At 63.1% G+C, this 13,639-nt stretch carries 14 protein-coding genes and 2 tRNA genes; 7 read left to right on the top strand and 9 right to left on the bottom strand.

Going from position 1 to position 13,639, the window contains the following annotated elements; all coding sequences use genetic code 11:
* Window positions 1–239 precede the first annotated feature (239 nt).
* The 8 genes from ACO2Q1_RS14175 to ACO2Q1_RS14140 form a co-directional block, all read right to left on the bottom strand.
* A complete protein-coding gene (locus tag ACO2Q1_RS14175; RefSeq protein WP_423330123.1) occupies window positions 240–674 on the bottom strand; it encodes a hypothetical protein in 435 nt (144 codons plus the stop codon).
* A gap of 96 nt (window positions 675–770) precedes the next feature.
* Window positions 771–1,772 (bottom strand): phage minor head protein, encoded by a 1,002-nt coding sequence (locus ACO2Q1_RS14170; RefSeq protein WP_423330122.1) that lies wholly within the window; start codon window positions 1,770–1,772, stop codon window positions 771–773.
* Window positions 1,769–2,221: a DnaT-like ssDNA-binding protein gene (locus ACO2Q1_RS14165; RefSeq protein WP_423330121.1), complete on the bottom strand. Its 453-nt coding sequence runs from the start codon at window positions 2,219–2,221 to the stop codon at window positions 1,769–1,771. Before ACO2Q1_RS14165 ends, ACO2Q1_RS14170 begins: the two co-directional genes overlap by 4 nt.
* 230 nt (window positions 2,222–2,451) lie before the next feature.
* Window positions 2,452–3,360, bottom strand: coding sequence for a major capsid protein (locus tag ACO2Q1_RS14160; RefSeq protein WP_423330120.1), 909 nt, complete (start codon window positions 3,358–3,360; stop codon window positions 2,452–2,454).
* Window positions 3,361–3,426: 66 nt separating this feature from the next.
* On the bottom strand, window positions 3,427–3,780 hold the full coding sequence (locus tag ACO2Q1_RS14155) for a hypothetical protein (protein ID WP_423330119.1): 354 nt from the start codon (window positions 3,778–3,780) through the stop codon (window positions 3,427–3,429).
* A 10-nt stretch (window positions 3,781–3,790) separates the two neighbouring features.
* The gene (locus ACO2Q1_RS14150; protein WP_423330118.1) at window positions 3,791–5,107 is read right to left on the bottom strand and encodes a hypothetical protein; all 1,317 of its coding nucleotides are present in this window, start codon (window positions 5,105–5,107) and stop codon (window positions 3,791–3,793) included.
* Window positions 5,108–5,133: 26 nt separating this feature from the next.
* A complete protein-coding gene (locus tag ACO2Q1_RS14145; RefSeq protein WP_423330117.1) occupies window positions 5,134–6,786 on the bottom strand; it encodes a terminase large subunit domain-containing protein in 1,653 nt (550 codons plus the stop codon).
* A 19-nt stretch (window positions 6,787–6,805) separates the two neighbouring features.
* Window positions 6,806–8,620 carry a DUF6538 domain-containing protein gene (locus ACO2Q1_RS14140; RefSeq protein WP_423330116.1) on the bottom strand — a complete coding sequence of 605 codons (1,815 nt, stop codon included), beginning with the start codon at window positions 8,618–8,620 and terminating at the stop codon, window positions 6,806–6,808.
* A gap of 171 nt (window positions 8,621–8,791) precedes the next feature.
* Here ACO2Q1_RS14140 and ACO2Q1_RS14135 point away from each other — a divergent pair, with 171 nt between their 5' ends.
* The 6 genes from ACO2Q1_RS14135 (at window position 8,792) to ACO2Q1_RS14110 (ending at window position 10,993) form a co-directional block, all read left to right on the top strand.
* A complete protein-coding gene (locus ACO2Q1_RS14135; protein ID WP_423330115.1) occupies window positions 8,792–9,541 on the top strand; it encodes a cold-shock protein in 750 nt (249 codons plus the stop codon).
* 105 nt (window positions 9,542–9,646) lie between these two features.
* Window positions 9,647–10,096, top strand: a complete 450-nt coding sequence (locus ACO2Q1_RS14130) for a DUF192 domain-containing protein (RefSeq protein ID WP_423330114.1) — start codon at window positions 9,647–9,649, stop codon at window positions 10,094–10,096.
* Between the two features lie 51 nt (window positions 10,097–10,147).
* A tRNA-Pro gene (locus tag ACO2Q1_RS14125) sits at window positions 10,148–10,224 on the top strand.
* Between the two features lie 76 nt (window positions 10,225–10,300).
* Complete coding sequence (locus ACO2Q1_RS14120) at window positions 10,301–10,606, top strand: ETC complex I subunit (protein ID WP_423330113.1); 306 nt, start codon at window positions 10,301–10,303, stop codon at window positions 10,604–10,606.
* A 21-nt stretch (window positions 10,607–10,627) separates the two neighbouring features.
* Window positions 10,628–10,704, top strand: a tRNA-Arg gene (locus ACO2Q1_RS14115).
* 25 nt (window positions 10,705–10,729) lie between these two features.
* Window positions 10,730–10,993 (top strand): hypothetical protein, encoded by a 264-nt coding sequence (locus ACO2Q1_RS14110; RefSeq protein WP_423330112.1) that lies wholly within the window; start codon window positions 10,730–10,732, stop codon window positions 10,991–10,993.
* A gap of 190 nt (window positions 10,994–11,183) precedes the next feature.
* On the opposite strand, the gene metC is transcribed toward ACO2Q1_RS14110, so the two are convergent.
* The gene (gene metC, locus ACO2Q1_RS14105; protein ID WP_423330111.1) at window positions 11,184–12,350 is read right to left on the bottom strand and encodes a cystathionine beta-lyase; all 1,167 of its coding nucleotides are present in this window, start codon (window positions 12,348–12,350) and stop codon (window positions 11,184–11,186) included.
* Window positions 12,351–12,446: 96 nt separating this feature from the next.
* Here metC and ACO2Q1_RS14100 point away from each other — a divergent pair, with 96 nt between their 5' ends.
* Window positions 12,447–13,565: an amino acid ABC transporter substrate-binding protein gene (locus tag ACO2Q1_RS14100; protein WP_423330110.1), complete on the top strand. Its 1,119-nt coding sequence runs from the start codon at window positions 12,447–12,449 to the stop codon at window positions 13,563–13,565.
* Window positions 13,566–13,639 lie beyond the last annotated feature (74 nt).

Below are 13,639 nucleotides of genomic sequence, written 5' to 3'. Positions count from 1 at the left end.
ACCGGCCTCCTGCTCCCGCAGGATCCCGATGATCTGCTCTTCCGTGAACCTTGATCGCTTCATTGTGTCCGTCCTTTGTTAGGGCGGACTCTAGCTATTCCTGGAGGAGTTTCAGGGGGTCACGTCAGCGAGAGGAAGGTGAGGGAAGCGATTATCGGGCGTCCCGACCTCGTCGCGGCTGGAGAGTATCGGCTCGCGGAAGAACGAGCAGAGAAGCGCCGGATGGAGTCAGCGAAGGTCTACGAATCTACAGACCTCACCGGCTGCTTTCGGTAGGCCGACGATGTCCAACTCCCATTGATCGCATCCGCGAACGGATCAGTCGCCTTCGAGCCGCCCTTCGTCACGTCACGGCTCTTCGCCGCCATGCCAAGTTTGATGAGCACCGCGCCAAGCGCCTGGGCATTCCGGCGATAGTTCTCTTCGTCAAACGTCTCGCCCGCCATGAGTCGGGCTGTGTCTCTGTCGCACAGAAAGGACAGGGTCGCGGCTTGCCTGATCATGACCGCTTCCGAAGCCTTCGGCGACCGGGCAAGCTGATCCATGAGGTCGCCAGCAATGACCTTGAACGCCCGTGCGGCGAGGGTTCGGCCATCAACCTTCCGGCCCGCTATTTCGAGCGAGAACACGGCGGCTAGGTCGGCGGTATCGAGGGCGTTGTCGTTCATCTGCATCTGGTCGCCCTCCTTTCCGGGCGGGGATTCTGGCGGGATTGATGCGTGGCGCGGGGAAGGGAGCGGCGCGGATTGGTGGGCCTGATCCCTCCTGGTTTATTCCCCGCCATCATCTTCCGGCACTCTGATGACCACACGGCATCGGCAGTTCACTTCCAGCGGCGGAAACATGACCGGGCCTAGCGGCGTCTTGAACGCCTCATTGGCGGCCCGACCTTCCGCGTTCATGCCGGGGACTTCGCGGTGGCTATGTCGGACTCGTTCATCTCCGCGTGTTTGCCAGAAGCGTCGGGCCGTTCGTGGAATGGTCCGGTTGGCCTGACCTTGTCGGAATGCCAGGTGTTCGCCCATGTGGAGGGCGCGGACGGCTTCTTGCTGGGCGATGACCCTGTGTCGGTATTTCGCCAGGGCTCGCTCATGTCGGGCGGCGAAGCGAAGGATCGCTTCTTCGGTCATCGGCTCCTGCATGAACTTTGTGAGTATGGCGCGTTGGGCGGCGTTGATAGAACCGGCGCTGCTACTCCGGGCGGCGTTCCTGTTAGCCAGCGAAAGGACCACGCCCTGTTTGGTGTGGGTGTTTCCGGGGGCGTGGATGGCGCGATGCAGGACGCGGCGAAGGGCGGCAGTCGAGGCGGCTTGATCCGGTGTCAGGGCAATGGCCGCCTTCATGGCTTGGGCGATGTGTTCGGAAGGAATGCCGTTGCCGCGCATCCGGGAATAGACCTTCATCGGCGCTTCGAACGCGCGAAGAGCTAGAGGCAGGATCGCCTTGTCTTTCAGCTCGCGCTCAAGACGGCGGGCTTCCGACGTAGGGTTCGCCCGGCTGCGGTGTTGTTGGGCGAAGAGGGTCATTCCCCAGACGACGCCGCCTAGTAGGGCATAGATCCATCCGGTCGAGAGAGCCTCGTATAGGTCGTCCTGCCATCCTCCCGTGACGTTCAGGGCGGCGGCGACGGCGTCCTCATCGTCAGCTTCGAGGGCTGCGGTCAGCGCCTCCAGATCGATGGCGTCGGCGGCCTTCGCATACGCTCGGGAAATGGCGGCGAAGAACTCCGCTTCTAGGTCGTCGGCCTTCCGGTCGAAGAGGTCGTCGGTCATGGGCGCACCGGAGCCCAGGTCGTTCCCGTGGTCAGAAATGGCGCAATGAGTTGCCGGATGTGCTTCGGCAGACTGTCGAGCGAGGGGGCGCGGAATGTGCCGCTCGACTCGCCGACGGTGTAGCTCGCGAAAAGTTCGGGCTGGATCGGCTGATCGGCCTGTTTGACCAGATGGGCGGCGAGATAGGCCGTGGCCTTCTGGATCGCCTCGGGGATGCCGCTGGCGACGAAACCCGATCCGAGATGGATGCCGGTGCGCGGGAATGCCTGCGGTTGATCAGCGACGGCGGGATGACCGCGCCACGGATGAGCTTTGAGGATCAAGCTGGCGTCGCGGAGGGCGGCCTTGTGGTCGTCACGCTGCGGCGTCTTCTCAGGGTCATCGAACACGGCCCGACGGTCGGTGTCGGCGTATGCGGTCCAGTCGCGCCCATGCAGGGTCTTCGACAAGATGGCGTCGGCGGTTTCGAGAGGGATGAGGCTCTCTTCGAGCGTCAGGTCGTCATCGTAATATTCCATGATGTTTTCCGGGTGAGCGGCGGGCCGGGCTGCCTATTTCCCGACCCGCCTCTCTGGCGGCGGCGCGGCTGCGAGACGCGCTACCGTGGGGCTTCCCCGCCTCTGCCAGTTGGGGAAGCCCGTCGTCGCCGGAACCGAACGAAACCGGCGACGGATTGCGGTTAGATGTTGGTCAGACCCTTCAGGCGGGCGGCGCAACGTCCGGACTTGGCGACGATGCCCGAGTACCATTCGATGCGGGTCCGATACGCGGGCTTGGCGTCGATTTCCCCAAGGTCGCGGGCGCTGATCGGAGCCGTCTGAATGCCGTGCAGGGCGTCGAGGTCGAAGCGAACCGCGTAGGCCGAACAGGTATTGTCGTTCGTGCCCTGGGTTTCGTCGCCGGTCAGGATTTCCGTTCCGTTCGTGTCCAGTTCGATCGGCAGGATCGGGACGCCGTTGTGGGCGATCGCCGGGCGACCGAAGTTCGGGATCATGATGGATTCCGGCGTCGCTCCGCCCGTGGCGCGCAGGAGATTGCGGTAGGCGCGGATCACGGACTTCCGGGCGAAGATCGCGGACGGTTGGCCTTGGACGGCGTCTACCAGTTCATCCAGCATCGCGAGATTGAGCGCCCCGCCATTGGCTCCAGCGGAAATGACCTGATCGCCGGTCAGGCGCTTCTTGATGCCGTCGAACTCTTTCGGGTTGGTGTCGGCATCGCCGTCGAAGAAGGTCCGGAGCCACTTGAGCGTCAGGGCCTTGCTCTTCAGGGTGTCGTAGATTGCGCGGGTGTCGTTGTCGCCGGTCTGCTGGGCGATCATGGCGACGTCATAGTCGCTATCACCGCCGAGGATCGTCAGGCGTTCGGTCTGCGGATTGATGACGCCCGTGCTTTCCGAATAGCCCTCGTTGTAGGTCCGGAACTCAACGCCGGGCAGGGTGTCCTCGACGTTGTAGGTGAAGGCGTTGCCCGCCACATTGGCGAACGGCATGAGCGCCAGGACGGGGTTTTCGCGGGCGAAAACCTCGACGACGCCAGATTGCAGGGGATTGGGGTTAAGCTTCGACCATTCTGTGATTGTCAGCATTCAGGTAGCGGATTTGGGTTCCTTTCTTCTGGCCGGGCCAGACGTTTGAGGGATGGGTGGAAGCGATCAGGCCGAGGCGTAACCGCGAGCGATCCGGGCGTGGGCCGGGAGGGCGAAGATGTCCTCCGCTGGCGGCGAAAGCGGCGGACGCTTGCTGGCAGTGGGAGGAACGACGGGACGTTGGGATGCCTTCAGGGCAGCGACGATCCGGGCGTAGACCTGATCTCGCTTGGAGCCGGTCGAGGGCAGGGAGACGCGATCGCCCTCGGGAATGAACTCTTCGAGCGACCCAATCAGGCCGTCGTAGTCGGCGTCATTCATCAACGCGGCGGCCTCTTCTCGGATCGATTTCAGATCATCACGTAGCGCGGCCAGTTCAGCAGACAGATCAACGCCATCGGGTTCGGTTTCGGTAGCCATGGGTTTCCTTTCATAGGCTTAGAAGAAGTTCCTCAGATTCTTGTTTGCGTCGTGCAAGCTCGCGGTACGCGTCCTCGCGCGTGGCGTAGCCATCGGGGTTCAGGGTCAGAAGAGCATCGACGGGCGAGCTGACGCCAAGCTCCGCGCGGGCCTTCAGGTTCTCCAGAACGTCGCCCTCGGAAAGGGTGTCCTGAAGCTCCGCGAAGTCGGCGCGGACGGTGGCGGCCTCGGGGATGGTGCCGGGGCGATGCGTATTCACAACCCGCTTGATGACCTCGAACAGACGACGTTCGTAGCCACGCCACAGGGCGATGTCGTCGAGGCGAGCTTCCTTGAGGTCGATCCGCGTGGCTTCCCGTGCCGATCCGGACTCGGCGGTTTTCGACAGGTCGAGAACGTCAGCCGCGACATCGTTCGTCGCCGCCGTCGATCGCATGACGAACTCGATGGCTTCGAGAATATCTGTGATCGGCGTATTCGGGGCCGCGTATGCGAACTCGCCGTCCTTCGGCAGGAGGATCACCTTGTCGGGGCCGGTCTGGATCGGGTCGCCGATCGGCAGGCCCTTCGCCACGGCCTGACCATGACTTTGCAACTCCACGGCGCGCCACAGGTTGGTTAGGCTGACGTTGAGCGCCTTCTGAGCGCCGATCAGATCAGCACCGCCCGGAAGGAAGAAATCGCTGTCTGGCAGGCGATCGAAGAGGGGCACGAACGGAAGCGCGCCGTAGGGATTTGTAGAGCCGCTATTGCCGGGAACCGGTATGGCGTGGCCGTTGGCGTTGCGACGGACGAAGCCGCTTGCGGTCCAATCGGAATAGGTGGTGTTCGCCGGATTGCTGGCGGCGTGAGTGACCACGATGCGATCGGGATGGGCCGGATCGTCCCATTCGGCGTCCAGAATGTTCGGTGTCAGGACGCGCACCTGTAGGCCGTGAATGTCGTGCCAGACGACTTGAAGCGCGGTCGTCTTCAGCAGCTTCGTCAGCTTGCTGGCCCGCTTCATCACCGCGTCGATATTGGCCGCCTGATAGAGGGCGGCTCCGGCCGCCTCATCCCATCCCTCGAAGGTACGCGTCGGGGGTGTCTGGTAGGCCGTAGCCCGCCGGTTCACGATCTTCTTCGTGACGTTGATCGAAAAGACCCGGAAGCTCTCCGGATTGGCGAAGCGTCGCCGGATCAGGGCGAGAGTCGTGACGTCTTGCTCATCTTCATAGAAGGCGAGAGCTTCGGCAGCGCGGATTTTTCGCGGCTCCGATTTTCTTACTAGATCGAGAAACGACTTCCTTTCTTCGTCTAAAAGGCCAAACATGATATAAGTATACAACGGTTGGCGATTTTCAACAACAGTATTTAACGCGCGATCGTATGGCTTCCGATGTTTTTTATATTTTCGATAATAAAGCCTTCGACCGGCAAGTTATTCCTCGGCCCCCTGGACGCGTATTGATCGAACAGGTCGAAGGCCCGTCGCATGGATCGGCATGAACCGGCGCACATGGGGATGATTGCCCCGCCGTTGAGCGCGCACATCGTTCGGGCCGGGCCGGTGTCAGTGCATCGGACGCCCGACAGTTCGTATGGATTGAGCGTGATCTCGCGGGTCGCAAACATTGCCCAGGCGAGCGAGTACACATGGTCATCGTGCTTACCGGTGGGGTGACCGAACTTCGGAAGAGCCTCGTTGCCGACCGTCTCCTTTCCGTCGTCCACGATCTCGAAGGTCTTCAACTCTTCGACCAGCTTTTCGAAGCGGGGATCGATATGGAGGCGGCCTTCTACGGCGGCTGTGGCGAGCAACGTGAACGCCTGATACTGGACCTTCCGAGACGGCGTGATCAGTTCGGTGCCTTCGGCGAAGGGTTCGGCCTGCGCCCAATCATAGACGTCCTGCGCGCCGTAGGTTTCAAGCGCGGCGCGGCTCATCCCCCAATCCTTATGGTAGCGCCGGAAGTTCGTCTTGATACCGCCAAGGCGTGAGAACATGACGGCGTCGCTGTCGAGGACGAAGTAGTGCTCTTCATCGTCTATCGTGGTCATGACGACGGCGGTTGTGACGGTGGCGTCGCCATGGCGGGAACCTCCGAAGGCCCGGTCCAATCCGCCCGCCACGACATAGGCCGCACCGGCTGAGATAGCCTTCGGATCGGATTGGTAGGTCTGTTCGGTGCATCGAGAGAGGGTTTCGCTGTCGATCAGCAGGCTCGATGCGTCGCCCCATCGGTTCAGGTGGTAGAGGCCGAACTGCTGCGGGAGCATTCGGCGAGCGGCGGCGCGAAGCCGGACCGGATCAATCCACGACGGCCCGTTGGCACAGGCATCGTCGAGGTCGCTGTAGCAGATGTGCGAGAAGAACAGGCTGGGGTCGTCGCCCGCCAGGTGGGCCTGATACAGGGTGTATAGCGGTGACGACATCGGCCCGACCGTGGAGTCGATCAGGAGCATGGACCCTTCGGAATCCAGCAAGCTCCCTGTCAGCACCTCCAGAACGTCCGCGCCCTTCGAAGCGTGAAGTTCGGAGAGCTGGGCACAAGTTAGCGCCTTCCCCCATAGGGCGCTCGGATTGCTGGCATAGGCTTGTATCAGCGAAGACGTGGCGGGGAAGCGGATGAAGTCCTGCCCAACTTCGATGTTGCCCGCATCCGTCATGCGTTTGAGGGCCGGGGTGTTGGCGAATGCGTCTCGGAGAATCTTGAAGGCCGTCGAGGTGACCTGTTTCTCCGAGTTCGCCACTACAGCGATATTCTCGGTCGGGCGGCTCATGAACCGCCACAGCAGGATCATGCACGTCGTGGCGCTCTTGCCGTGACGTCGAGGCCAGCTCAGCACGACCGTCGCATGGTCGCCGTCGAGAGCTTTGACGATCTCGGCCCGTTCGCGCGGGCCGGGGATGAACGGGACGAAGCCACCCTTCGATGAGCGGATGACTGGCTTAACGTCGTCTAGAAATCGGAAGAAACCTTCGGACCCATTCCTCCAGCGGGCCACCGTATCAGCATAAGACATGCTGATAGTATACCATGCCCTAGATAAACAGGCTCGATATATTTGCGCCGCCGAAATCGATACGCTCTACATGTCTCATGTAGTCTTTAGCTCTATGATCTCTGCTTTCTTCATCCAGGGGGAGGCTCTTAGTATATATGCGGCGGCTACCGCCGACCGTTCTGCCCGTGAGGCGAAACATGACTTCTTCCGGGATGTCCCGCCCTGTCATGGCTTCTTCGAACGTGTGCCGGAATGAATGGAGTGAAACGCTAGGGTCGTCCTCCAGTCCGAGGTGTTTGAGTACGGATCGGTTGAACTGGCGGAACACCGATGCTCCGTTGACCCCTGCCTCTTTCATTTGCCCGGTGTCGCGGTCGCGGGTCGCGGCCACCACGGCAGGGAACAGGTATGGCGTGTCCGCCGGAAGCCCTGCGACGTATTCCTCGAAGCCCATCTTGAGCGCCCATGGATGCAGCGGAATCACGCGCTCGCTCTCACGGTTCTTCAAGCGACGAACGGCGGTGTAGCGAAACACGATGCGCGCCATGCCATCGGCGATCTTCACATCGGCCTTCTCCAGCCCGGCGATCTCAGCCGCTCGCGCTCCAGTGAGAAACAGCAGCATGGGAATCCAAAACCGCTCATCTCGGATTTTCACGGGACCGGGACGGGAGAAGCCGCGATGGCTGTCCTCCGCGCACCCGGCGAACAGCGGATGCGAAAAGATGGCCTCCAGCTCCAGCCGCGTGAACGGCCTCCGCTCCGTCACGGGGTTCGCTTCCGTTGGCTGTAGATTGTCCATCCCCATGGACGGGTTCAGGCGCATGTGGCCGCGCCCTTGGGCATAGGCCAGGACGGCTTTCAGATTGAGGACGTGCTTGTTGATGGTCGTCGCGCTGGTCCTGGGTAGGTCTAGCGCCCCCGATCGCTGGCGGGCGACGATCTCACGTACCGGCATTTTCGCGAGGTCGCCGGTTACCCTGCGAAGGTCCGGCAATAGCTTGAGCTGGTCCTGATAGTCGCCGAGCTGGGCTCGGGTGACCATAAAGAGGGGAGGGTCGCCGACAAGGTCACGGAAGAGCTGGACGCTGTAGCGTTTGACCTTGGCCGTATGCGCCTGAATCTCCCCGGTCTTGGCCGGGAGGTAGACCTTTTCGTGGTAATCTGAGAGCGACCAGGTAGCCCGGTCGTCAGTCGCCCGGTTGCCATCCGGCGATTCGTCCGGGGTGGCCTTGAGCGCCGGGTATTGGGGCGGGGAGGGGACTTGGCCCTCCAAACGCTCCCGCCCCTCACGCCATGAGTCTTTGAGGACTTCGGCGCACTCACGGAGCGTCTGCTTGTATATCAGCGATGACCGGAGCTCGGCTGAAAGGCTTTCAGGCTCGACGCCCATCTGTTCGGCAAAAAACCAGTCCGCCGCCCAACCGACCGTAGCCTCAAGCTCTTCGCCATGGGCGCGAAACAGTCGTTCGCCGAAGGAGCGGGAGAGGTAGTGGTTTTGAGCGTCGGCGATGTCCGATGTCATGACCCGGTCATTCCCGGTCGCGATCACCCGGCGCTGGCTTTCATGAAGCTTCAGGGCAAACGATTCGAACGCCTTGGATGTCGTGCCCCGCCGGAGGAGGTCGAAGCCTGCCTCCATTTCTGCGACCAGTTGCGCGTGACGGATGTTGGCCGTCGCCGCATCGTCTGTGTGGAGCGACCGGACAAGCTTCTGTCGTCCCCCGTAGGCGAATCTCAGGTCCGCAGGGATGGGTATGTGCGCCTGCATTTTGCCATCCGGTCGCGCATAGACGCCGGGGTTCAGTTTGCGGGTAATGCGGCTACCTCGAAGGGCCATTTCAGCGTCCAAAATCGCCTCTGCGAGGCGTCACTTTTCTACAGTTTTTTCTACGATCGGCTCTACGATTTCGAGCCAACCTACGGAAAATGGTAGAAAATACAATCCATTCAATGGTGTAACAATGGTCGCTGAAGCCTCCCCTAGGGACTGCCACGCGGGGCTTTCCCTCACATTGCCGGATTGGTCGTCGAAACGTCGGCGCGATCGTCTTTCGCCCACGACCGCGATCTGCGATCACGCGCAGATCGTGCGCAGGATAAGGCGATCACGCCGCGTCTTGCAGCGACCTGCCGATTTTTGGTCGATACGCGACAAAAACGTGCAGTTTCCAGTTCTCCCAGCTCAAAGAACCGTGGTAAACGGATCAATCCGCCAGTTTGCGGCGAGTGGGGGAAGAGCGTGTTTGAAGACGGCAAGCCTGGGGAGGCGGGCGTCGTCCGACTGAACGGGCGGGTGAAGTGGTTCGATCCCGGCAAGGGCTATGGGTTCGTCGTCGCCGACGATCCCGAGCTGACCGGATTTCGTGACATTCTGCTGCATGTCACCTGCCTGAAGGACACGGGCAAGGAGACGGCCGGAGAAGGAGCGCAGATCGCGTTCGACTGCGCCGAGCGCCCGAAGGGGTGGCAGGTGCTTCGCGTTCATGAGTTGCAGGACGGGCCTGCCGGCGAAGCGCCGGCGAAACGACCAGCGGTGGCGCCGAGCACGACGACCGAGGGCGCGGATCTGGAGCCCGCGACCGTCAAATGGTTCAACCGCACCAAGGGGTACGGTTTCGTCGTCCGCCCCGGCGATGAAAAGGACATCTTCGTGCACATCGAGACGCTGAGGCGTTTCGGGCTGGATGACCTGACGCCCGGCGAAAATGTTCGGGTGCAGTTTTCACAAGGTCCCAAGGGATTGGTGGTCGCCGAGATCCGCGCCGGTTGACAGGACACGCCAGTGACGGCGTTGTGCCCGCGTGTGTCGCGAGGTGAATCCATGACTTGCAGCGTTCGGGCGTCGCTCAATCGAAGAGTTGCGCTGGCCGCGGCCGTGCTTGCGTCTGTCGGCGCCCTGGGCGTCGGCGGATGCGCGCCGAAGGGGCCGGTCGATCAGGCCGGGCGGCCGCTCGAGGCGTTGACGGTCGTGACCGCATCCGGCCGCCACGAGTTTCTGGTCGAAATCGCCGATGACGAACCCGAGCGTCAGCAGGGGCTGATGTACCGACAACCGCTGGCCGACGATCGCGGCATGCTGTTCCAGTTCGAGGCGGCCGCCGAACGCAGCTTCTGGATGAAGAACACACCGAGCTCCCTCGACATCGTCTACATCTCGGCGGATGGGCGAATTGTCTCGATCGCCGCCCATACGACCCCGTTTTCGGAGGCTCCCGTGCCCTCCTACGGTGCGGCGAAGGGCGTGCTGGAAGTGCGGGCCGGACGCATGAACGACATCGGCGCCAAGGCCGGCGATCGTGTCGAACATCCGTTCTTTGGCGGTTGAGCGTCTTTGGCATTTGCCCGCAGACGTCGGGCGTGCCAAACACCGCGCCTTCGGAGCGTAGCGCAGCCTGGTAGCGCATCTGTTTTGGGAGCAGAGGGTCGCAGGTTCGAATCCTGCCGCTCCGACCATCTTCCACCCCGACGTCAATGCGGCGTCATCTCGGGCCGGTTCGCACCGACCCGCCTGTCGAGCGAGTGAGAGATCATGCTGGCCCGCATCTATCGACCCGCAAAGACCGCCATGCAGTCCGGCAAGGCCAAGACGCGCGACTGGCGTCTGGAGTTCGAGCCCGCTTCGGCGCGGGTGATTGACCCCCTGATGGGCTGGACCGGTTCGGCCGACATGAACGGGCAGGTGCGTCTGTCGTTCGAGACGCGCGACGAAGCCATCGCCTACGCCGAGCGGCACGGCATCCCGTTCCGTCTGCATGAACCGCAGGAACCTCCCGTGATTCTGAAGGCCTACGCCGACAACTTCGCGACAGGCCGCAAACAGTCTTGGACCCACTGAAGCGGTCGTGGGTCGCAAACGGCGCCCTTAGCTCAACCGGATAGAGCACCCGCCTTCTAAGCGGACGGTTGCAGGTTCGAGTCCTGCAGGGCGCGCCAATCCACAAGTACTCGGAGATCGAACATGGCCGACGACGGACGCAAAACCCTGCAGGGGCGCATCAAGCTGGACGGCAAGACGTTCACGGAGATCGCGTTCGTGAACGCGAACCTGATCTATGAAGGCGGACAGCCGCCGAACTTTATCAACTGCACCTTCACCCAGACCAACTTCAGCTTCGAAGGGCCTGCCGGCAACACGGTGCACTTCCTGCGGGCCATGTTGCCCCACCAGACCAACATGCGCGGCGTCGTGCTGGGTCTCATGCCGGAGTTCGGCGCGAACTAGGACAATCGACATTCGGGAACTGTAAACTTTTCTCCGAGCGCCCCGGCGAAGGCCGGGGTCCAGATCACGGGCTGAGGCGGCAGGGACGGCGCATCGAGGCTTACCTTCTGTTCGGAGTTCGCTATCTGGACCCCGGCCTTCGCCGGGGTGCACGGATTAGGAAGATGCGAAAGCCAAGTGTCGATTCACACTAGCCGCCACGCCAGGCGCCCAGCCCTCTTTCAAGGTCGGCGATCAGGTCGTCCGGGTCTTCCAGTCCGACGTGAAGACGCAGCAACTCTCCGGGAAGCGCGGGAGGACGCAGGCGGTGCGCTAACTGACCGGTTTCATGGGTAGCCAGGCTTTCAAAACCGCCCCATGACCAGCCGAGACCGAACAGGCTGAGACCGTCGAGGAAGCGTTCGGCCGCCGCCGCGTCACCGCCCTTCATGACCAGGCCCATCACCGAGGCGGCGCCGCAATAGTCGCGCTTCCAGATTTCGTGCCCCGGGTCGGTCTGCAAAGGGGGATATAGGACGGTGGCCACTTCCGCCCGGGCGGCGAGCCAATGGGCGATCTTCAGGGCCGATCGCGCCTGTTCAGCATAGCGAAGGGGAAGGGTGCGGATGCCGCGCAAGGCCAGCCAGGCGTCGTCAGGCGAGACGTGCCAGCCCATATCCTCGAGGGTCCCGTCGATCTGCCGCCCGACGTCTCGATCCTTGACGGCGATGGCGCCCATGAGCAGATCGGAATGACCCGCTGCATATTTGGTGACGGCCTGGACGCTGACGTCGATCCCGTGAGCCAGGGGCTTGAAAGCCAGGCCGGCGCCCCAAGTATTGTCCATCACCGTCAGCACGCCTCGGGCACGCGCCGCCTCCGCCAGTCGCGCCACATCGATCACCTCGAACGTCAGCGATGAGGGCGATTCGATCAGGATCAGCCGTGTACGCGACGTGATCAGACCGGCGATCGCATCGGCTGATGCGTCGGCAGGGTGGAATGTCGAGGTGACGCCCCTGGCGCCCAGCCAGCGCGTGATGAACCTCCGGCTCGGCCCGTAGACGGCGTCGGTGGCGATCACTTCGTCGCCAGGTCGAAGAAGGGCGGACAGCGGCGCCGTGACGGCAGCCAGGCCCGACGGCACCAGCCAGGCCTCGGCGGCGCCCTCCAGGTCAGCGATCGCCTGTCGGAGCGCCTGGGCGGCCGATCCGCCGTCCAGGCCATAGACCGGGCCCAGAGATGGATCGCGCATCGTCCCGGCCGAATCGCTCAGCATGGTCGATGCGCGTTCTATGGGGGGGCTGACCGAGCGACGGCCGCCGCCCCGGCGCGTGGCGCTGGAGATCAGCCGGGTGCGGTCGCTCAGGATACTCATGGCGCCAATCGCTCCGTCGTCAGTCGTTCGCGGGTTGAACTCGCACGGCTAAAGACGGCAAAAGGGGTGCGGGGCGCAAGCGGCCGAGAGGCGTAGATGAACGCGAATCCTGGCGTGGGTCGTCAATGGCGACAGCGAGTTTTCCTTGCGGCGGCCGCCTTCATGCTGGCGTCCTGCGGGCCCTCCGGACAGGAGGACGCCGAGACGTCGGAGACTGCGCCGCCGGCGCCTGCGGCCAGGGCGGGCGTGTCCGAGAGTCCCACGCTGGCGGCGGTTCGTCGACGCGGATACCTGCGCTGCGGAGTGCATCAGGGCCTGGTCGGGTTCGCACTGCAGGACAATCGCGGCCAGTGGCGAGGCTTCGACGTCGATTTCTGCCGGGCCATGGCGGCCGCGATCTTCGGGGACGGGGACCGCGCGCGTTTTACGCCACTAACCGCAGAGACCCGGTTCGACGCGCTGTCGGAGGATCGCGTCGACGTGCTTTGGCGCAACAGTTCCTGGACCATGACACGGGATACCGAGGGCCGGTTCGCCTTCTCGGGCGTCAACTACTACGACGGTCAGGGCTTTCTGGTCAGGCGTTCGCTGGACCTCAAGAACATCGCGGAACTGAACGGGGCGCGCGTGTGCGTGGCGTCGGGATCGACCAGCGCGCTGAACCTTTCCGACGAGTTCCGCTCTCGAGGCATCGCCTATACCCCCGTGGTGACGCCGACCGAAGAGGCGGCCCGCGCCGCCTATGCGCGCGAAGACTGTGACGCCTTCAGCGGCGACATCTCCGCCCTGGCGGCGGCGCGGACCACCCTGCCGGACCCGCAGCAGCACGCCATCCTCGCGGACGTTCTGTCCAAGGAGCCGCTCGGTCCGATCACCCGTCGTGGCGACGAGCAGTGGACCGCACTGGTGCGATGGACGCTCAACGCCGTGATTCTCGCCGAGGAGCTGGGGGTGACCCGCGCGAACGCCCAGTCGCTGGCGCGCGACAGCTCGGATGCAAGAATCCGGAGGCTGCTCGGCGCCGACGGGAACTATGGCGCACCGCTCGGCTTGTCGCGGACGTGGGCGCTCGACGCCGTCCGCGCGGTTGGGAACTATGGTGAAATCTTCAATCGGAACCTCGGTCCGCAGTCGCCCCTCGACCTGGCGCGCGGAATGAATGCACAATGGAACACAAGAAGCGGCGGCCTGCTGTATGGGCTGCCGATCCGATGACGACGAGGCATGACCTTGTCGCCTGACCATCCGGCGCGAAGGCTTCGACCTTCATCGCTCCAGGCGTCCGAGGG

Origin of the sequence: Brevundimonas sp. VNH65, assembly GCF_049445955.1 — a bacterium.
In the GTDB taxonomy this organism is placed as follows: domain Bacteria; phylum Pseudomonadota; class Alphaproteobacteria; order Caulobacterales; family Caulobacteraceae; genus Brevundimonas.
The sequence above is the reverse complement of the archived record's forward strand: the minus strand, read 5'-3'. Positions and strand labels throughout refer to the sequence as shown.

What these genes read in the sequence shown, in the direction of transcription:
- ACO2Q1_RS14175 (WP_423330123.1), bottom strand. Translation starts at nt 674, where the DNA reads ATGCAGATGAACGACAACGCCCTCGATACCGCCGACCTAGCCGCCGTG.
- ACO2Q1_RS14170 (WP_423330122.1), bottom strand. Translation starts at nt 1,772, where the DNA reads ATGACCGACGACCTCTTCGACCGGAAGGCCGACGACCTAGAAGCGGAG.
- ACO2Q1_RS14160 (WP_423330120.1), bottom strand. Translation starts at nt 3,360, where the DNA reads ATGCTGACAATCACAGAATGGTCGAAGCTTAACCCCAATCCCCTGCAA.
- ACO2Q1_RS14155 (WP_423330119.1), bottom strand. Translation starts at nt 3,780, where the DNA reads ATGGCTACCGAAACCGAACCCGATGGCGTTGATCTGTCTGCTGAACTG.
- ACO2Q1_RS14145 (WP_423330117.1), bottom strand. Translation starts at nt 6,786, where the DNA reads ATGTCTTATGCTGATACGGTGGCCCGCTGGAGGAATGGGTCCGAAGGT.
- ACO2Q1_RS14120 (WP_423330113.1), top strand. Translation starts at nt 10,301, where the DNA reads ATGCTGGCCCGCATCTATCGACCCGCAAAGACCGCCATGCAGTCCGGC.
- ACO2Q1_RS14110 (WP_423330112.1), top strand. Translation starts at nt 10,730, where the DNA reads ATGGCCGACGACGGACGCAAAACCCTGCAGGGGCGCATCAAGCTGGAC.
- metC (WP_423330111.1), bottom strand. Translation starts at nt 12,350, where the DNA reads ATGAGTATCCTGAGCGACCGCACCCGGCTGATCTCCAGCGCCACGCGC.
- ACO2Q1_RS14100 (WP_423330110.1), top strand. Translation starts at nt 12,447, where the DNA reads ATGAACGCGAATCCTGGCGTGGGTCGTCAATGGCGACAGCGAGTTTTC.